Annotated in this window: 12 protein-coding genes; 7 read left to right on the top strand and 5 right to left on the bottom strand. The window is 58.6% G+C overall.

From position 1 onward, the window contains the following. Both GBC55_RS23135 and GBC55_RS23130 read right to left on the bottom strand, forming a co-directional pair. On the bottom strand, positions 1 to 714 hold a 714-nt coding region (locus GBC55_RS23135), incomplete at its 3' end, for a sigma 54-interacting transcriptional regulator (protein ID WP_247266978.1). Positions 715 to 783: 69 nt separating this feature from the next. Further along, complete coding sequence (locus GBC55_RS23130) at positions 784 to 1,698, bottom strand: LysR family transcriptional regulator (RefSeq protein WP_162441160.1); 915 nt, start codon at positions 1,696 to 1,698, stop codon at positions 784 to 786. Positions 1,699 to 1,850: 152 nt separating this feature from the next. Here GBC55_RS23130 and speB point away from each other — a divergent pair, with 152 nt between their 5' ends. The 4 genes from speB to betA all read left to right on the top strand — a co-directional run bounded on the left by speB (position 1,851) and on the right by betA (position 7,908). Then, positions 1,851 to 2,852, top strand: a complete 1,002-nt coding sequence (gene speB / locus GBC55_RS23125; protein WP_162441161.1) for an agmatinase — start codon at positions 1,851 to 1,853, stop codon at positions 2,850 to 2,852. 55 nt (positions 2,853 to 2,907) lie between these two features. After that, positions 2,908 to 4,419, top strand: coding sequence for an aldehyde dehydrogenase family protein (locus GBC55_RS23120; protein WP_162441162.1), 1,512 nt, complete (start codon positions 2,908 to 2,910; stop codon positions 4,417 to 4,419). Between the two features lie 226 nt (positions 4,420 to 4,645). Further along, positions 4,646 to 6,223: a cytosine permease gene (locus tag GBC55_RS23115; protein WP_247266977.1), complete on the top strand. Its 1,578-nt coding sequence runs from the start codon at positions 4,646 to 4,648 to the stop codon at positions 6,221 to 6,223. Then, complete coding sequence (gene betA / locus GBC55_RS23110; protein WP_162441027.1) at positions 6,220 to 7,908, top strand: choline dehydrogenase; 1,689 nt, start codon at positions 6,220 to 6,222, stop codon at positions 7,906 to 7,908. Before GBC55_RS23115 ends, betA begins: the two co-directional genes overlap by 4 nt. A 48-nt stretch (positions 7,909 to 7,956) precedes the next feature. Here betA and GBC55_RS23105 read toward each other — a convergent pair whose 3' ends face one another. Both GBC55_RS23105 and GBC55_RS23100 read right to left on the bottom strand, forming a co-directional pair. Further along, positions 7,957 to 8,208 carry a hypothetical protein gene (locus tag GBC55_RS23105; RefSeq protein ID WP_162441026.1) on the bottom strand — a complete coding sequence of 84 codons (252 nt, stop codon included), beginning with the start codon at positions 8,206 to 8,208 and terminating at the stop codon, positions 7,957 to 7,959. A 237-nt stretch (positions 8,209 to 8,445) separates the two neighbouring features. Then, complete coding sequence (locus tag GBC55_RS23100; protein ID WP_162441025.1) at positions 8,446 to 8,682, bottom strand: CbrC family protein; 237 nt, start codon at positions 8,680 to 8,682, stop codon at positions 8,446 to 8,448. 359 nt (positions 8,683 to 9,041) lie between these two features. On the opposite strand from GBC55_RS23100, the gene GBC55_RS23095 reads away from it, so the two are divergent. The 3 genes from GBC55_RS23095 (at position 9,042) to GBC55_RS23085 (ending at position 15,757) form a co-directional block, all read left to right on the top strand. Further along, positions 9,042 to 10,166 (top strand): response regulator, encoded by a 1,125-nt coding sequence (locus GBC55_RS23095; protein ID WP_162441024.1) that lies wholly within the window; start codon positions 9,042 to 9,044, stop codon positions 10,164 to 10,166. A gap of 93 nt (positions 10,167 to 10,259) precedes the next feature. Then, a complete protein-coding gene (locus GBC55_RS23090; RefSeq protein ID WP_162441023.1) occupies positions 10,260 to 14,810 on the top strand; it encodes a CHASE domain-containing protein in 4,551 nt (1,516 codons plus the stop codon). Between the two features lie 11 nt (positions 14,811 to 14,821). After that, complete coding sequence (locus GBC55_RS23085; RefSeq protein ID WP_247266976.1) at positions 14,822 to 15,757, top strand: diguanylate cyclase; 936 nt, start codon at positions 14,822 to 14,824, stop codon at positions 15,755 to 15,757. A 246-nt stretch (positions 15,758 to 16,003) separates the two neighbouring features. Here GBC55_RS23085 and GBC55_RS23080 read toward each other — a convergent pair whose 3' ends face one another. Next, positions 16,004 to 20,383 carry a response regulator gene (locus GBC55_RS23080; RefSeq protein WP_247266975.1) on the bottom strand — a complete coding sequence of 1,460 codons (4,380 nt, stop codon included), beginning with the start codon at positions 20,381 to 20,383 and terminating at the stop codon, positions 16,004 to 16,006. Positions 20,384 to 20,400: the final 17 nt, after the last annotated feature.

The following is a 20,400-nucleotide window of genomic DNA, read 5'->3' as shown; positions in this document are numbered from 1 at the left end:
GCTGATCGCGTGGCAGGCGCGGGCTACCAATTCCTTGCCGGTGCCGGTTTCGCCCTGGATCAACAGCGGCGCATCGAGGGCCGCCACCCGTTGCGCGCGGGCCTTGAGCGAGCGGATCGGCAGTGAGTCACCGAGCAGCGCATCGAAACCTTCGGCGTGATCATGGTGCAGCGCCGAGAGGCGTTCGCCGATGCGGTTGGGTTGATACAGGGTGAGCAGGGCGCCGGCGTCGGTGATCGGCATGGCATCGAGCAGCAGGGTGTGGCCGCCGAGGCTGACCTCGTGCATCGGCAGGCGGAAATGGTGGGCGATCAAGGTGCGTTGCAATTCGGCATCGTCGAACAGCGCACTCAGCGATTCACCGGCCGGTTCGCGACCGCACAGGGCGATCAATGCCGGATTGGCCAGCAGCACATGCCCGCGATCGTCCACCGCCAGCACCGGGTCGGAGCTGGCGGCGAGCAGGGCATCCAGTTGCAGGCGCCGACGTTGCCCCGGAAGGATGTCGACCATGGTCACCGCCTGCACGCCGCGTACGCCGAACAGGGCCTCGCGCAACTCCTCCAGCACTTCGGTGCCGAGGGTCGGGGCATCGATGTAGACGTTCGGCGGCACCATCTCCACGGCATCAAGGTTGAAGCTGCGCCCGCCGAGCAGGGCCAGCACTTCCTGGGTAATGCCGACGCGGTCGATGAAGGTGACGTGGATGCGCATGACGGACCTGCAAGATTGGCAAACGAAAATCAGTATGCCGGGGCGAATTTGAATTTGGCGAGCGTCACGTCATCCGTTAGCCGTTTTGCGTGCACTGGCCGCCAGGTCCTCGAGGAACGCCTGGAGGATCGGCGGCGGTGCCACGCCGCGCCGGGTGATCACGTCGAAGGGGGATCGCAAGCGCAGACTCTCCGGGGCCAACTGGTGCATCTCGCCACTCTTGACCCATTGGGCGGCGAAGTGCTCCGGCAGGAAACCCAGGTAGGCGCCGGAAATGATCAGGATCGCCGTGGCCTCGATGTTGTCCACGGTGGCGGCGGCCTTGCTCACGCCCAGGTGTTCGAGGTCGTATTGCTGCATGTAGCCGCGCACGACGATGCGCCCGGCCGCGACTTCTTCGAGCAGTTCCTCGCCCTCAGCCTTGCTCCCGTATAGCGGATGCCGGCGCCCGCAATAAAGCCCCAGTGCTTCCTGATACAACGGCGATTGCAGCAGGCCCGGCACATGGATCGGAAAGTGCCCGATGGCCAGGTGCAAGCGGCCGTCGAGCACCCGTTCCTCCAGTTCGGCGGGGGTGCCGACGTACACGTTCAGGTGCACATCATGCCCGCGCGATACGAAGCGCTGGGTGGTGCGCGGAATGGGCGAGTCCGGGTCGGTGATGGTGGTGTCGATGATGCCCAGGTTGAGCTTGCCGCTGATGTGCTGCTTGAGCACGTCGGCGTCCATGCAGAAATTTTCCACCGCCGACAGCAAGCGCTGGGTGGCCTCGTGAATCGCCACCCCTTGTTCGGTCAGGCGGAAACCGCTGCGCCCGCGCTGGCAGAGTTTGACCCCAAGGCGCGTTTCCAGATGAGTCATCTGTTCGCTGATGGTCGACTGCCCGGCATTCAACGCCGCCTGGGCGGCGGAGAAGCCGCCGCAGCGGACGATGGTGGCAAACACCCTGAGCAACTTCAGATCGACATCGTGCAGTTGAATCACGTTGACCTCCGGCCTGTGGATGCATCGGTAATGCCGATATGAGTATCTGATGTTTGGCATTTTTTCCACGAAAACCTGCGCCCATAGTCTCTTTCAACGGCGGTCGCCTTGCAGTTCCGCCAAGCCGATAACAAGAAGTGGAGAGGCTAGAAATGTCGAACAACGGTTATGAATCCGGTCGTCTGAACCTGCCATTCGTGGGTCATTGCACCTTTGGCAAATCCCCGGTGTGCACCGATTGGGATGCCCTGGATGCCGACGTCGCGGTGCTTGGCGTGCCCAACGACATGGGTACCCAGTGGCGCTCCGGGGCACGCTTCGGACCACGCGGGATTCGCGAAGCATCGACGCTGTTTTCCTTCGGCCACGCCGGCGCCTATGACCACGAAGATGACGTGATGTACCTCACCGCCTCGGACGTGCGCATGGTCGACGTCGGTGATGCCGATATCGTCCACACCGACATGGTCACCAGTAACAAGAACACCGAATACGCCGTGCGCAAGATCCTTGATGCCGGTGTGATGCCGGTGGTGCTCGGCGGCGATCACTCGGTTCACGCGCCGGTGATCAAGGCCTTCGAAGGCCGTGGCCCGATCCACATCATCCACTTCGATGCGCACCTGGATTTCGTCGACGAGCGCCACGGCGTGCGTTACGGCCACGGCAACCCGCTGCGCCGCGCCTCGGAAATGAACCACATCGTCGGCATGACCCAGATGGGCATCCGCAACGTCTCGTCGTCCAACCGCGACGACTACGAAGCGGCTCACGAAGCCGGTTCGAAGATCCTCTCGGTGCGCGATGTGCGTCGCCTCGGCGTCGACGGTGTACTGGCGCTGATCCCGCAGAACATCAACTACTACATCACCATCGACATCGACGGCTTCGACCCGTCCATCGCCCCGGGTACCGGCACCCCGAGCCACGGCGGCTTCCTCTACTACGAAGTGCTGGAAATCATCCAGGCCCTGGCCAAACGCAGCAAAGGCAACATCGTCGGTATGGACCTGGTGGAAGTTGCACCGGTGTACGACCCGACCGGCATGACCTCGATCCTCGCCGCGCAACTGCTGCTCAACAGTATCGGTTTCATCTTCCACGAGCGGGGCAAGGTGCGGGCGGCCGCCGCCAGCGAAACCACGCCAGCCTGATCATCGAAACCACAGCGTCCCGGCAGGACCTGACTGCCGGGCAGAGAGCATAAATATGGACACGATCGTCAAGAGTTACCTGCAGAAATTCGGCGTCAGCGAAGCCACCCAGACCTTCCTCAGCAAGGTGCAGAAAATGTTCATCGGCGGTGCCTGGGTTGAAGCCAGCGACGGCCAGACTTCCGACGTCATCGAGCCGTCGACCGAAGGCCTGATCACCCGTATTCCGATGGGCACGACCGTTGACCTGGACCGCGCCGTGCAAGCCGCCCGTGCGCAGTTCGACGGTGGCGCATGGAGCCAGGCCAAACCGGCGCAGCGCGAACGCCTGATCCAGCGCCTGGCGGATTTGATCGAACAGAACGCCGCCGAACTGGCGGAAATCGAATCGATCGACATGGGCAAGTCGGTCGCCTTCGCCAAGGATGTCGACATCCAGGGCACCGTCGATACCCTGCGCTATTTCGCCGGTTGGGCGACCAAGCTCCACGGGCGTACGGTCGAGCCGTCGCTGCCGGGCAATTACCTGGCCTATACCCGCAAGGAAGCGGTGGGTGTGGTCGGTGCCATCGTGCCGTGGAACTTCCCGCTGCAAACCATGGCCTGGAAACTGGGCGCAGCGCTGGCCACCGGTTGCACCGTGGTGGTCAAACCCGCCGAACTGACTTCGCTGTCGGCCCTGCGTTTCGCAGAACTGGTGCAAGAAGCGGGCATTCCGGACGGCGTGATCAACATCGTCACCGGACGCGGCAGCGTGGTTGGCGCGGCCATGGCCACCCACCCCGGCATCGACAAACTGACCTTCACCGGTTCGACCCCGGTGGGGATAACCGTTGGCCGTGCGGCGCTGGACGAGATGAAGCGCCTGACCCTCGAACTCGGCGGAAAATCACCGGTCATCGTGTTTGCCGATGCCGATATTCCGGCGGCGGCACAAGCGGTCGCCAACGGGGTGTTTTTCAACTCCGGTCAGGTATGCGACGCCGGCACGCGGGCCTATATTCATAGCAGCGTCTACGAGCAATTCCTGGGTGAGCTGATCGCCTACACACGCACCCTGAAAATGGCCCCGGGCCTGGACCCGGACTGCTTCATCGGCCCACTGGTGTCGGCCCTGCAAAAGCAGCGTGTGACCGAGTACATCGAGACGGGCAAGGCGGAAGGCGCCGAACTGGTCTACGGCGGCCAAGCCGTCGATGGCCCTGGTTTCTTCGTCGAGCCGACCATCTTCGCCAATTGCCGCAACGACATGCGCATCGTCCAGGAAGAGATCTTCGGGCCGGTGCTGGTGACCGCGCCGTTCGATGATGAGGAAGAGGCGCTGGCCCTGGCCAATGACTCGCTCTATGGCCTGGCAGCCGCCCTGTATTCCAACGACCTGGGCAAGGTGCACAGCCTGATTCCACGGCTCAAGGCCGGCTCTGTCTACGTCAATGCCCACGGCACACTCGATCCGTCGATGCCGTTCGGTGGCTACAAGCAGTCAGGGTTCGGCAAGGACCTGGGCGCCGAGCAGCTCGATTACCTGCTCGAAACCAAGGCCGTGTGGATCACGTTGCCAGGCTGACACCTGCCCTTTGTAGGAGCGAGCTCGCTCGCGAAGGACGTTAACGATAACGCGAGCATTCAGGATAAATGCGGCGCCCTTGAGTTCATCGCGAGCAAGCTCGCTCCTACAGGTTTTCGTCATTTATACGTTTGAACATCAGGAACGGCATGGAGGCCCCCCGGGCGTCGTTCACCCGAAAGAATGCGGTTATCTCGTCATGATCTTCCAACAATAAGAGTCCATCATGAACACAAACGCCAAGTCCGCCACGAGTGTGTCCTCCCTCGATGACAAATCCGTCGTCGAGGGGCATTCGATTGACTTCATCCCCGAGGACGAACGCACCGACAAACTGTCGAGCCAGGGTCCGTTCTGGTTTCTCGGCAACTTCACCTTCTTCACCATGACCATCGGCTTCGTCGGCCCGAGCGTCGGCCTGACCGCGCTCTGGACCACGCTCGCCGGCACGCTGGGCATCATGTTCGGTACGCTGTTCATGGCGTTTCACGGCTCGCAAGGCCCGCACCTTGGCTTGCCGCAGATGATCCAGTCCCGTGCGCAGTTCGGTTACCGCGGCGTGATTCTGGTGCTGCTGGCGACGCTGTTTGTGTTCGCCGGCTTCAACATCGTCAACCTGGTGCTGATGATGCAGGGCCTGCACACGCTGTTTGGTTTCAACCCTGCGGTGATCGCGGTGGCGGTGACCCTACCGGCGGCGGTGTTGGCCATCCTCGGCCATGACTGGATGCATCGCAGTTTCAAATGGGCGTTGTACCTGTCGCTGCCGCTGTACGGCCTGGTGACCCTGGCGGTGGTGATGGGCTGGGTGCCGGATGCGGTGCTGCCGGCACTGGCGCCAGGCGAGGTCGCGCGGGCGCCGCTGGGCTTCAACTGGACCGGTTTTATCGCGCAGTTCGCGGCGGCGGCGAGCTACAACATCGCCTATGCCCCGTACGTGTCGGACTACTCGCGTTACCTGCCGAAGAACACCTCCAGCGGCAAGCTGATCGCTGTGGTGTTTCTCGGCGCTTCGCTGTCCGGTGCCTGGATGATTTCCGTCGGCGGCTGGCTGGCCGATCACCTGCACTCAACCGATGTGCTGGTGGCCCTGGGTCAAGTCGGCAACACCGTGTCGCCGCTGATCGGCACCGCGGTCGTGGTGGTGACCATCCTGGCGTTCCTGCCGGTGATCGCGATGAACATCTACAGCGCCAAGCTGACCACCCTGACCTGTGTCGATTCGATCAAGCACATCGAGCCGACCCGCAAGGCGCGGATCCTCGCCATCGCGTTCGTGATCCTGCTGCAACTGGGCGTGGCCCTGAGCATCCAGAGTTCCGGGAAAGGCTTGTCGGTGCTCGGTATCTATCTGGTGGTGATGCTGTACTTCCTGGTGCCCTGGACATCGGTCAACCTCACCGACTACTTCTTCGTGCGCAAGGGCCGCTACGCCATCCCGCACTTCTTCATGCCCCACGGCAACATCTACGGCAGCTGGGGCCTGCGCGGTATCGCCGCCTATGCCATCGGCTTCATCTCGATGATCCCGTTCTTCTACATCTACGACGGCGTCGAACAGCGCGAAGTGTATGTAGGCCCGCTGGCCAAGGCGCTGGGCAGCATCGACATCGCCTGGTTGGTGGGGCTGATCGTCTCGGGCCTGGCGTACTACTGGCTGAGCCGTTCGATTGATCTGAAACGCGAAGAAGCGGTGATCCAGCAGATCGAAAAACACTCCCCGCAATACACCACCGGCGACACCCTGACGCACAAGCAATCGCTGCCGGTATTCACTGAATCGACGGTCGGGAGATCATCATGACTACGCAAAAATACGACTACATCATCATTGGCGCAGGCTCGGCAGGTTGTGTGTTGGCCAACCGCTTGAGCGAAGACCCGGCCACCTCGGTGCTGGTCCTGGAATTCGGCGGCAGCGACAAGAGCGTAGTGATCCAGATGCCCAGCGCATTCTCGATTCCGATGAACACCAAAAAGTACAACTGGCGCTACGAAACCGAGCCGGAAACCTACCTCAATGGTCGGCGCATTCACTGCCCGCGGGGCAAGGTGCTGGGTGGTTCGTCGTCGATCAATGGCCTGGTGTACATCCGCGGCCACGCGCTGGATTTCGACGAGTGGGAATCCCTCGGCGCCCAGGGCTGGGGCTACAAGAATTGCCTGCCGTACTTCAAGCGTGCCGAAAGCTACGAGTCCGGCGGCGACAGCTATCGCGGGCAGACCGGGCCGCTGCATACCACCAACGGCAACAACATGAAAAACCCGCTGTACGGGGCCTGGGTCGAAGCGGGTGCCGAGGCGGGTTACATCAAGACCGAGGACTGCAACGGCTACATGCAGGAAGGTTTCGGGGCGATGCACATGACCGTGAAGAACGGTGTGCGCTGCTCCACGGCCAACGCATACCTGCGCCCGGCCATGGGCCGTGCGAACCTTACCGTGATTACCCATGCGATGACCCGCCAGGTCATCCTCGAAGGCAAGCGCGCGGTGGGGGTCATTTATGACCACGGTGGCCAGACCCATCAGGTGTATTGCAACCGCGAAGTGCTGATCTCGTCCGGGCCGATCGGTTCGCCGCACTTGCTGCAACGCTCCGGCATTGGCCCGGCCGAGGTCCTGCGCAAGGCCGGGATCGGCGTGCGCCATGACCTGCCGGGGGTAGGGGAGAACCTGCAGGATCACGCCGAGGTGTACATCCAGTTCGGCTGCAAGGAACCAGTGACCCTCAACAGCAAGATGGACCCGTTGAGCAAACTGATGATCGGCTTGCGCTGGCTGCTGTTCAAGGATGGCCTGGGCGCCACCAACCACTTCGAGGCCGGTGGTTTCATCCGCTCCGAAAAGGGCCTGCGCTGGCCGGACATTCAGTTCCACTTCCTGCCTGCAGCGATGCGCTACGACGGCAACAAGCCGATCAAGGGCCACGGTTTTATGGTGCTGACGGGCCCGAACAAACCGAAAAGCCGGGGGTATGTGCGGGTGCGTTCGGCCGATCCGTACGAGCATCCGGAAATCCGCTTCAACTACCTGGAGCGCGAAGAGGACCGCGAAGGTTTCCGCCGCTGCATCCGCCTGACCCGGGAGATCATCGGCCAGAAAGCCATGGATCGTTTTCGCGACGGCGAAATCGCCCCCGGAGCGCTGGTGACCAGTGACGAAGACCTCGATGCCTTTGTCCGTGACAACCTCGAAAGCACCTACCATCCGTGTGGCTCGTGCCGCATGGGTGAGGACGACATGGCGGTGGTGGATTCCGAGTTGCGGGTGCATGGCATCCAGGGGTTGCGGGTGATCGACTCGTCCGTGTTTCCGACCGAACCGAATGGCAACCTCAATGCGCCGACCATCATGCTCGCCGAGCGGGCTTCGGATCTGGTGCGCGGGGTGAATATGTTGCCGGCGGCAGATGTGCCGGTGGGGCTGGTGGAGAACTGGGAAAACAGTCAGCGCACGTCATTGCCGGGGCGTAACGTGCGGGTTTGAGTGAGTGATCGTTCCCATGCCCCGCGTGGGAACGATACTGAAAAAAGCTTACCGACCGCTCGCCAAGGGCGGTCGGGTTTCGACCTGTTCGAGGCTTACACGGTAGGTGGTGTAAGTGTCGCCGTCCTTCAGGTAGAGATTGCTCCGGTAAGTGCTGACCGCGCCTTTGAGTTTGATGTGCAGGCCGTTGGCGACGGGTTGGATGACCACGTCTTTCAAGTCGGTGTCAGAGACCAGGAAGGGCGGCGTCTTGCCCAGGAGCACCTTCATCGATTCGTCAGTCGATTCACGGTGATCCATATAGAACTTTAGCGATTTGGGGTCTGATCGGTCCCTGGCCTCCTCGACGATATAAAGCCACTCCCCAGGTATGAAGTTTTGCTTGTGGACTATTTTCGGAGGAAGCTCCGGTTTGTGCACGTAGCCATAGATAAGCCCCCCCACAAAGCAGAGCGTGAAGATAATTGCGAAGTACTTTTTAAGCCTGAGCTTAAGGGCTGGCCATTCGATTTTATTCATAGGCTTCAATTATGGGCGTCAATGGTTGTCTTGATAAGCGCCCAGTGTGGCGCAGTGGCGACATTTGAACAGGTAGGCAGTAGGGCCATGATCCTTGTTCAAGGCAGTGTTGAGAGCATGCCACTGCGCACCGTTCTCCAGTACGGTTGAGTCCTGTACGGCGGCGATGGCGTCTGTGCCCAGTTCAAGCAACTCGTTTAATACACCACGATACCCGCTTCCAGCGCGCCAGCGTGGGTCGCCTCCTTCATCCATTGATAGCCTCACGTACTTTCTCAGAGGGGGGCAGCGCATTTTTCGGGGCCGAGGGCAGCGAGCAGCAGGACGGAATCACTCAAGCAATTCCGCTATGGCGGCGTTTCATGCACTAACCCCCTCCAGCCTGACGACCTGTGAGCTGTTTGCTTGCTTGTATAGTTCGCGGGTCAGGAATAAATTCAACCGTTCAAGGATGCCATCTAACCATCCGCCAAAGGGAAATTGCCGTGATTTACCCAAAATCGCTCGGTTACAACCTCACCCCTTGATCTCAACGACGTCTATGTTTGCTGTTGACTGATAGTCAGTCACGAAGGCGTTGCTAAGTTACGTGTCAATCCAGTGAGGATTATCGAATGCGAGTGATGATTCTGGACGATGACCCTTGGATATCAGATCTTTTAAAACAGCTCGTGTTAAGCATCCGTCCGGCTGCTCAGGTCGATTGCTTTATCGATGTCGCTAGCGCTTTAGACGCTTGGCAACCGAGTACCTATCAGTTGGTGATGGCCGACTGGAATCTACCGGATGCCCCCGGCGTCAACCTGTTGCAAAAAATTCGCGAAAAAGATCAAGACACGCCGCTGATCATGATCACCGGCCGCGCGGATCGAGACAGTGTGTTGGAGGTGAAATCGCTGAGGGTCAGTGCCTTTTTCACCAAGCCATTCCAGGTTTCGCGCGTCGTACAGAGCCTGGACGCGCTCCTTCCGCTTGATGAGCCCCCCCGAGCGATCACTGCCAACACTGAAGACCTGATCAGCTATCTGAGTGGTTTGTCGGCGGGTGAGTTGGACTTACCTTTACTGGCCTCGGTCAAAGACAAACTTCAGCTCGGCTATGGCGGAGCGCCAATGGATTCACGAGAACTCGCCAGTGATTGGCAGCATGACCCGGCGCTTTGTGCCCACTTGATTGCCGCCGCCAACGGTGCCGCGTATCTCGGACTCGGCCAGCGATGCACGAATTTGAACGGTGCTCTGACACGGTTAGGAGCGCTTACCAGCGTGAATCTGGCGATTAGCCAGGCCCTGCGACAGACCAATACTCAACCTGACGGCATGCTGAAAACTTTTATCCAGGCTCATCTGGATAATGCCGAGCGTTTAGCTGAAAGGGCTGTTCTTCTCGCCCAACAATGTGGTCTGGACCCCGCTCCGCTGCAAAGTGCCGCCCTGTTGCACCGCATGGGCGAACTCTGTGTGCTGTACCAAACTCAGAAATGGGAGAACCAGGGCAATAGCGTGGACGAAGAAACGCTCTTGCACGCAGTGCGCGATTTTGCAGCGCCTTTTGCCGTTCGCTTGAAAGCACGCTGGGGTCTGCCAATGGTTTTACGTGAACTGATTGGCGCTATTTATGCGTTGCCTCCCATGCACGTTCGCCGCGAACAAGTGGTGATGCGTCTTGCCGCTGCCATGAACAATGGCGAACCCGAAGCAGACATTGAAAGACTTCAACGATTGGCCGGCCTGACCTGAGCAAATTCGTGACATGCAAGTTGGACATCTTGCCGCCACCCAACAGGGTTTGAATTTTAATCTTGAAGGCTAGGGGCCTTCTGCGAAGGGACAATGCGGGTGAGAAAGCATAAGTTTTTTGCATTGAACTGGGGAGTGGCCATTACTCTGGTCGTGGGGTTTGGGACAAGCATTCTGGCTGGCTGGATCCTTGAACGCACCAATGAACAGCAGGCTCAAGAAGCGATTAGAGCGGCGACCGAAGACGCCGCAGAGTTGGTTTTAATGCGTCTCAATCTTTACCAATACGGTTTGCGAGGTGCTCGTGGAGCGGTGCTGACAGCAGGCGAATATGACATTAGCCGTGAAGTGTTTCGCCGATATCACAGAACCCGTGACCTCGCTTTCGAGTTCCCCGGCGCCAGTGCCTTTGGTTTTATCAGGCGTGTACCAGAACGTGATGAAAACGAGTTTCTCAAGCACGCTCAAGCTGACGGGGCAGCGGACTTCTCCATTCATCAATTCTCAGCGCACTCAGGCGAGCGCTACGTTATTCAGTATGTCGAACCGGCTGAAGGTAACCAGGCTGCCATTGGCTTGGACATAGCGTCAGAAATATCGCGGCGAGAGGCGGCACAATCCTCGATACAAAGCGGTGCGGCACGGATCACTGGGCCCATCACGCTAATACAGGCCATGGGAAAACCGCAGCAGTCTTTTCTGGTGTTGATGCCCATCTTTCGCGGAGGAGTCACTCCGGTGACCGCTGCTGAACGAGAGGCCGCTGCTTTTGGCTGGAGCTATGTTGTGTTGCAGACCGAGGAGGTACTCAAAGGCCTGCGCATCGAAGATGAGACAGTACATTTGCGATTGAGGGATATCACCGTCCCAGGACAAGAGAAGCTGTTTTATGAAAGCACCGACGACTCGGCTCGCCGTGAAACGCTGATGACCCATCAGCTGGAGCGCGAGGTGTACGGAAGGCGGTGGCAAATCGAACTCGACGCAAATTCGCTGTTTATCCAGCGCCTGCATCAGGTTTCACCAAAAGTTGTGCTGTTTTTCGGTGGTCTTCTCACGCTTCTTCTGGCGACCTTGGTGAGTGTCGGGAGTGTCAGCCGTCAACGTCGGCGTCAGATATTTGTCGAGCAGGCGAGGCGGGCTTCCATCGTTGAAAGCTCGGGCGATGGCATTATTGGAAAAACCCTCGATGGCGTCGTCACCAACTGGAACAAAGGCGCGGAGCACCTTTTTGGTTATACCACCGAGGAGGCCGTGGGCCAGACACTGGCCAATATGATTGTTCCGCTGGAGCTTGTCACAGAGGAAGCTCATATCCTTGCGCGCATCAGGGCGGGTGAGCGTATCGGCAGCTTTGATACGCAACGCCGTCACAAAGACAGGCGACTGATCGATGTCTCCGTCAGCATCTCACCCATTTATGGCGAGGGTGGTCGCGTCGTTGGGGCGTCCATGACGTTAAGGGATATCTCGGCGAAAAAAGTGGCAGAGGCCCGAATTCTTGAACTCAACTCCAACCTGGAAGAGCAGGTTGCGCAACGAACATCCGAGTTGCGGCATCTCAATCTGTTGTTGGACACCGTGCTACGCTCGGCTACTGAGGTTTCGATCATTGCGACGGATCTCGATGGCGTTATCCGTGTGTTCAACAAAGGCGCCGAGCATTTGTTGGGTTATGACGCCGATGAGTTAGTAGGCAAAGACACCCCGGCGCTCTTCCATGTCCCAGAGGAAGTCGCTGCACGTGGCGTTGAGCTGAGCGAGGAGTACGCTCAGACTATCAACGGTTTCCGTGTGCTTACCCATAAACCTGAGCTTGAAGGCGCAGAAACCCGAGAGTGGACTTACACACGCAAGGATGGCTCACGGTTTCCTGTAACGCTTGTGGTCACCTCCATGCGCGATGCCGATGGGGTATTGAGCGGTTACCTGGGTATTGCGGTAGACATCACCGAACGCAAAGCGGCAGAAAAGGAACTGGCTGCGAGCCTGAAGACGACACTGGAACAACGTAGCGAACTGATGGCGGTGCACGATCAACTGCTGATGGCTGCTGAAGTGGCCGAGTTGGGCGTCTGGTCCTGGACGTTGGCGGACAATAACTTGCAGTGGAATGACCGTATGTTCGAGTTCTACGGGCAGCCACTGACGTTGCGCAATAACGGTCTGAGCTATATGCACTGGTACTCGCGTGTTCACCCCGAGGATGTCGTGGCAGCGGCGGCAAAGCTGAATGCCGCCGTCGAGGGGACTGATGTGTATGACACCATTTTTCGTGTCGTTCACCCGGACGGTCAGATCCGCTTTATACATGCCGGTGCACAGATCGAACGCAGTCCAGACGGTACAGCTTTGCGCGTGACCGGTATCAATCGGGACATCACTGTTCAACGCGAGCTAGAGTCGCATCTGCTTTACGCCAAGGAACAGGCCGATGCAGGGAGTGCGGCCAAGTCAGCCTTCCTGGCCAACATGAGTCATGAAATACGCACACCGATGAACGCCGTGTTGGGTATGTTGCAGTTGGTGCAGAACACTGACCTGAATGGTCGCCAACTCGATTATGTGACCAAAGCGCAGACCGCTGCGAAATCACTACTTGGTTTACTCAATGACATTCTTGATTATTCCAAGATTGAGGCGGGCAAGCTGCAACTCGATGTGCACCCGTTCGAGCTTGAACCGCTCATGCGTGACCTCGCCGTTGTGCTGGCAGGTAACCAGGGCGATAAGGCGGTTGAGGTCATGTTCGATCTGGACTCCAATCTACCCAACGATTTGGTCGGCGATAGCCTGCGACTGCAACAGGTACTGATCAACCTGGCGGGTAATGCCCTCAAGTTCACCCTGGAAGGCCAGGTTGTGGTCAGCGTTGAACAACTGATGCGCACGGAAAATGCTGTGAGCTTGCGCATCGCCGTTTCTGACACTGGCATCGGTATCAGCCCGGAACAACTTCAGCGCATTTTTGAAGGCTTCACACAGGCCGAGGCTTCAACTTCCCGGCGCTTTGGTGGCACAGGTCTGGGCCTGGTGATCTGCAAACGGTTGGTTACCTTGATGGGTGGCGAACTTCAGGTGGAGAGCCAGCAAGGTGTCGGGAGTCGTTTCTGGTTCGATATCACTCTGGATGTAGTGCCAACGTCACTGCTGAAATCCGCCTTTTCTGGACTCGATGTGTCCTTACGGATTCTGGTCGTCGACGACAACGCCATGGCAGGTGAATTGCTGTTGCGCACCGTGCATGCATTGGGATGGAAGGCTGACCGCGTGAGTGGTGGCACGCAAGCGGTGGAATGGGTGAAGAACGCCCAGGCGCTAGGTGAAGCCTACGACGTGGTACTGATGGACTGGCGGATGTCCGATATGGATGGGCTGAGCGCTGCGCAATTGATCCATCAGCAGGGTAATGGTGTGCCACCTCCGATGATCATTATGATCACTGCTTACGGCCGCGAAGTATTGGCCGACGCGCACCAGGCGGGAGACGCCCCCTTCGTGGATTTTCTCACCAAGCCGGTCACTCCCAAGCAGTTAACCGACGCTGTTCAGCGAGCACTCAAGGGCAAAAACTTGCTGCAGTCTCCCGTACCTCGTTCAACGTTTGACAGGCCACGGCGTCTGGCCGGGCTGCGACTATTGGTGGTGGAAGACAACATGCTCAATCGCCAGGTCGCCGATGAGTTACTGACAAGGGAAGGTGCTCAGGTAACGCTGGCCGAAGGCGGGCTGGAAGGTGTGAGCAAGGTGATGAATGAGCGTGTGCCCTTCGACATCGTATTAATGGATATCCAGATGCCAGATATTGATGGCTTGGAGGCGACTCGTCGCATTCGATCGAACCCGCGCTTTGCAGCGTTGCCGATAGTAGCGATGACCGCAAATGCCTCCAGTACCGACCGTGAAGCCTGTCTTGCTGCGGGGATGAATGATCATGTTGGCAAACCTATAGACCTGGAACAACTCGTCGTAACGCTGCTCTTTCAATCGGGCCGTGAAGATAGCCAGGCATCTTTAACCTTGGCGCAAGTCAATACAGGAGAAAGAGTTATAGAGTCTCGTACATCAACTATTGACCGCTTTGGTGGTGACCTCGATTTGATCCGCAAGGTGCTATGTACCTTTGGCCCAGAGATGGAAAAACAGCTTGTCCGATTGCGGGATCAGATCCAGAGGCAAGATGTATCGGGGGCCGTCTTTGTTCTCCATACCATTAAAGGTAGCAGCGGCACCATGGGTGCCAAGGCGGTGTCGCTGCTGGCCGACAACCTGGAGCACACACTAAAACACGGAGATGCAGAGTCTGTAGCGAGCATCTTTGCAGACCCAACATGGTTTGACGAATTGAGCAGGTTACTGCAACAAAGCCTTGAGCAAATGAATGTCGATTTTGGTCAGCGCCCGCTTGCAAAAACCAGTGCTGACGAAGATTCCATGGCGCCGGCGCAATGGAAAGAGTCCCTGGAGGAGATTTTGCTATTGCTGGAGACGGGTAACCTTCAAGCCATAGAACTGGCAGACGCATTGGCGTCAAAAATGCCGAAATCCCTGCGCCCACAGTTCGACGAACTTGTTGTCAGGGTGCAATCGCTAGACTTTTCCGCTGCGATGCCGATTGGTCGTGACCTGCTGAGATCTGCCTGATGGAACAATCGATGGAAACCTGGTTACCGCATTCCTTTAACCGTCCCAAACTCCTTATTGTCGACGACCAACCGACTAATATCCGGGTACTTCATGAGCTGTTTCGTGAGGACTGTGATGTGTTCATGGCCACCAGCGGTGAGCAGGCAATCAGCGTATGCCAGGCCCAACTGCCCGATTTGATTCTGCTGGACGTGGTCATGGAGGGTATGGACGGGCATGAAGTATGCCGTCGACTCAAGGTTGACCCTATGACCCAAGGCATCCCCATCATTTTCATTACCGCACAGCAGCAGGAGTCAGATGAGGTGCTGGGTCTGGAGCTTGGCGCGGTGGACTTCATCACCAAACCCATCAATACCACCATTGTCAGAGCACGTGTGCGAACACATCTAACCCTGAAACTACAGAGCGATCTGCTGCGTTCCATGGCGTTGATAGATGGTCTTACCGGGGTGGCCAATCGACGCAAATTTAATGAGGACCTATTGGCGGATTGGCGTCAGTGCTTTCGAGAGCAAAAGCCGCTATCGCTCATTTTGGTGGATGTCGACTATTTCAAACGCTACAACGACCGGTACGGACACCTGGCTGGAGATGACTGTTTGAAATCCGTTGCCCAAACGTTATCTGAAACGGTTAGACGGCCCTATGACCTGGTCGCTCGGTATGGTGGCGAAGAGTTCGCCTGCGTTCTGCCCAATACAGTTCTTTCTGGTGCGGTCGAGATTGCAGAAAGAATGCAGGAACGTGTTCGGACATTGGGCATCGAACATGCTGCTTCTGAAGTCGATCGTGTGCTGACAATCTCTCTAGGTGTCGCAACATTGACGCCCACTGGCGAACTAGGATTCGAGGCTCTGATAGAAGCTGCGGACAAGCAACTCTACGCAGCGAAGAACGCGGGCAGGGCGCGGGTATGTTCATCTGCAATGTCGTCCAGTTAAGCGTTTCTCCTGTTTCTGACTGCATGTTCGGTTGGAGCTTACTTCCGGCAGCAAGGCGGTAAAGGGAGCGCCTGATTAACGCGAAAATCAATGGATAATCCCGCGACCGGCTGCTTCTGGCCCAGAGTGTGTATGGGCCGAAAGCCGCCGCCCAATGCCCCGTTTTTACGATGCATCCATTGCGGGCTATACATTAATTAACGGTCAAAGAGGTGATTTGCAGGAAAAGCCACCTCCTTACACCACTCATTTATCCTGCAGAAGCTTCAAAGCACGATCAAAGTCGAACAGTTCTACCTGCGCCGCGACCAGTGCCAGACGTTCTGCCAACGCCCGTTCGAGTGGCAGGTTGCGCAGTCCTGCAAGCGCGTCCAAAGCCGCCGTATCACCTTCGTCCAACAAATCTTTGAGCCTGTTCAGTTGCTCGCTGATTGCCGGGTCGTCCAGCAGGTAGTCATCTGTGGCGGCCGGTGTATCTGCCTTGAGGCAGGCCAAAGCCGCTAAGGTCGGGAGCAAGAGATGGTCGACTTGCAACGCTAGCACTTGCACTGCCGTAGCCGGCTCGCCGTCCTGGCAGGCCTGTTCCAGCAACGCGCAGGCCTGCGCCACGGCCTTGGCGCCGATGTTGCCGGCGCTGCCGCGCAAGCTGTGCGCCAGCCGTCTGGCGGCACCAGGATCCGGATCGATCAGTGCGGCCTGGAATTGCTCAGCAAAGTCTGTCTGAGTATCGCGAAACTTGCGGAGCAGACGTAAATAGAGGTCCCGCCGCCCCATGCAGGTGGCGAGACCCGCAGCCAGGTCAATGCCCTCAAGACGATCTGGAAACCCATCGACGAAACCTGCGTTCGACGGTGCTTGAGCGGCTCGTGGCTTGATCCATTTTGCCATGGTGGCGAACATGGTTTCGACATTGAGTGGCTTGGAGATATGGTCGTTCATGCCGCATTCGAGCGCGCGCGCGCGGTCACCATCCATAGCGTTAGCGGTCATGGCGATCACTGGCAGCGTGCTGAAGCGCGGTTGCTGGCGAATCTGCCGGGTGGCCGTGTAGCCATCCATCACCGGCATCTGGCAATCCATCAGCACGCCATCGAAGTCGCCATCCTCGGCGAGGATATCCAAAGCCTCCTGGCCGTGCGTAGCTAGTCGCAAGCGTATTCCGACACTTTCCAGCAGCTCGCTGGCCAGTTCCTGATTCAGCTCGTTATCTTCGACGAGAAGCAGCCGCGCTCCATTGAGACTGGCTACGGTAAAGGCATTCTGCTGGAAGCGTTCGCCAGCCCGAGTATCGCTGTTCGTGTCTCTGCCCAGCACTACGCCGATGGCTTCGAGTAAAGAGGACGGCGTGACTGGTTTGGTCAGCACCACCGGCAACTGGATGCCCTGGCGTTCGGCTTCTTCGCGGGCTTCTTCGCGGCCAAAAGCGGTCACCATGATGACCGATGGAGTGCGCATCAAACTGGCGGAATGCATTCTGCTCACCGCTTCCATGCCATCCATGCCGGGCATCCGCCAGTCCATCAAGACCAGATCGTATGGCAATGACTTGTGCTCGGCGTCGGCCAACATGTGCAGCGCCAGACTACCGCTGCGCGCGACATCCACTTCCAGGCCAAAGCTGCGCGCCATGCTCGAGAGGATTTCACGGGCACTGGCGTTGTCGTCCACGACCAATACCCGCATGCCCAGCAGTTCGTTGGCCTTGAACATCCGACGCGGCTGAACCTCGTGCTGCACGTTCAGCTGTACCTGGAAATGGAACGTCGAGCCGACTCCTGGCTCGCTCTCAACCCATATTCGGCCGGCCATCAGCTCCACCAGCTTCTTCGAGATAGACAACCCCAACCCGGTGCCACCGTATTTGCGGGTGATCGAGCTGTCCGCCTGGCTGAATGACTGAAACAGGCGTGAACACTGCTCGACGGTCATGCCGATGCCTGTGTCGCGCACCCAGAAATGCAGTTGCACACTGTCCGTGTGCGCCCCCACTTCCTCCACACCGACCACGATCTCGCCGTGCTCGGTGAATTTGGCTGCGTTGTTGCCCAGGTTGATCAGCACTTGCCCCAGCCGCAGGGGATCGCCCAGCAGTGCCGTGGGCAAGTCGGGCGTGATCTGGAACAACAACTCCAGGCCTTTGCCTTCGGTCTTCAGAGCAATCATGGAGGTGAAGCTTTCGAGTACGTCCTCCAAGCGGAAAGGCACTTGTTCGAGGCTCATTTTGCCGGCTTCGATCTTGGAGAAGTCGAGGATGTCGTTGATGATTCCCAGCAGGTTCTCCGCTGATCGGTGCACCTTTTCAATGTAGTTGCGCTGGCGTTTATCCAGTTCGGTACGCAGCGCCAGGTGGCTCATGCCGATGATGGCGTTCATCGGTGTTCGGATCTCATGGCTCATGTTGGCGAGGAACTCGCTCTTGGCCAGCGTGGCCTCTTCGGCCGCAGCCCTTGCCTCAGCCAGTGCGGTGACGTCGATATTGATGCCGGTTGCGCGCAATGGCTTGCCGTCAGGGGTGCGTGAGAAGCGATTCAGCGACCGGAACGTGCGCACCTGCCCATCGTTTTGACGCACGATGCGGAAGTCGAACTCGACGCGATCATCGTCACTCTGAACGGCGCTCTCGAATGTGCTGCTGACCCGTGCCACGTCCGCGGGATGCACCAGCGCCTTCCAGTGCGCCAACGTGCCGCCGAATCCGCCAGGCTCAAGCCCGAACAGTGTTTCTAGCTGTGGTGTCCAATAGTTTGTGCCGCTGACCAGATCAACATCGAACAGACCGATGTCACCGGACTCCTGCGCCAGATTCAGGCGATCGCTGGCAGTGCGCAGCCTGGCTTCCATCGCCCTGCGCTCACTGACATCGCGCACCGAGGCGCACACACAGACCCCACGACCCTCCAGGCGGGGCAGGTGGGAAAGGCCGATTTCCACCGAGAACAGGCTGCCGTCTTTGCGTACGCCGCTCAGATCATCCAGATCGCCGCCCATCTGCCGGGTTCCGCCGCTGGCAATGAACCCGTCGCGTAACCTGACATGCCGCTCGCGGGCAGCCTGCGGTACCAGACGCTCAATGCTGGCGCCAATCAGCTCGCCCGGTGCGTAGCCAAACAAGGTGTCCATTTGCGGGTTGGTCATCAGGATGCGGCCGTCGGCTCCCAGCACTAGCATGCCGTCCGGCGCTGCCTCGATGATGCCACGGTACCAGGCCTCGGTGGCGCGCAGTGCGGCCTGCTGGGTCTCCAACTCGCTGGCCTGGAGTTCCAGTTGCAAGGTTTGCGCGCCCATTTCGTCTGCCTGACGTCGAGTCTCCAGGAGCAGCGCCTGGGCTGCCTCACTGCGTTCCATAATGGCCATGGCACCGGCCAGCCTGGGCAGGACTTCTTGCAGCAGCAGCGCTTCGTTCTCTTCCAGCTGGCGAAAACCGGCCATTTCCATAACCCCAAGCAGGCGTTCGCCACGCAACACGGGCTGAACCAACAGGACGCTGGCGGGGGCTGTGCCCAATGGCGTGCGTACATGCCAAAACGGTTCCGGAAGATCATGAAGCTGGCGGGGTTGGTGATCCAGTGCGCATTGGCCAAGCAACCCTTCACCGAGATCAAGTTCAGCGGGTAGAGGCTGAACACTGTCCACCGCATAACCGCCAACCAATCGCAGGCGTTCCGCGCCTTCATAGAGAACGTAAAGCGCTCCCTGGCACATGCCCAACCGCGGCGCGATGTAGCTGAAAAAAGCCTGGGCCAATTGCTGCGGTGTCTCCGCCTGTTGCAGATCCACTTGCAGGAGTGAGGTGTGGTTTTTGATCCAGCGCTGGCGCTCAAGCTGACAAGCCTCCAGCTGCAGCGTGGCGATGGCACGCGCCAGGTCGCCGGTTTCGTTGCGAAGATCGGTGTGAGGGATCCGACCGTCCAGCTTGCCGGACGCCAATTCGTCCACCGCCACGCGGACGCGATTCAACGGCACGCGAATGGAATAACTGACCAGCCAGGTCAACAGCAAGGCTAGCGTGGAACCGCCCAGCAGCAGGATGTAGGTGATCGTAGTGCTGCGCTCTGCGTACTCAGCCAGGTTCTTCGCCGTATCGTGGATGTCGGCTTCCTTGTTGTTCTCGATCTGGGTGAGCAGCCCGTCGCCTCCCTGTTCCAGCGCAAGAAAATCGTTACTGTTGAGCAACATCAAGGCCCGCCCCAGTGAGCCCTTGCCCGCCAATTCCAGAGCCTCACCGCCATCTTTTTGCAGACGCTGTAATACCACTTCGAATTCCAGCAGGCTGCTGACGCTGCTCTGCCTGCGCAGTGTTGGACGAACCTGCTCCAGCGCTTCATGAAGTCGCTGCTGGGCGACATCCATCTGGGCTCTGGCGCTGATACGGATGTCCGCGTTGTTGGTCGCGATTGCACGTTGCATGGCGAGCAACAGATGCGGCAACTGCACCCGAACCTCCTGCACATGCTGGATACCCACCAGGTCCTGTTGATACAACTGCTGCATTTCATTTTTGAGCGAATACTGGGTGCGCAGGCTTTGCACGCCCAGTATCAGGATCAATATCAGCAGCGCAGCGAAGCCGATGATCAATTTACTGCGCAAAGACAGGCGCTCGAGCATCTCGAACAGTCTGTTCATAAACGGCCTCTTTCAGC

Source organism: Pseudomonas sp. TNT3, from assembly GCF_010095445.2.
Lineage (GTDB): Bacteria > Pseudomonadota > Gammaproteobacteria > Pseudomonadales > Pseudomonadaceae > Aquipseudomonas.
The sequence above is the reverse complement of the archived record's forward strand: the minus strand, read 5'-3'. Positions and strand labels throughout refer to the sequence as shown.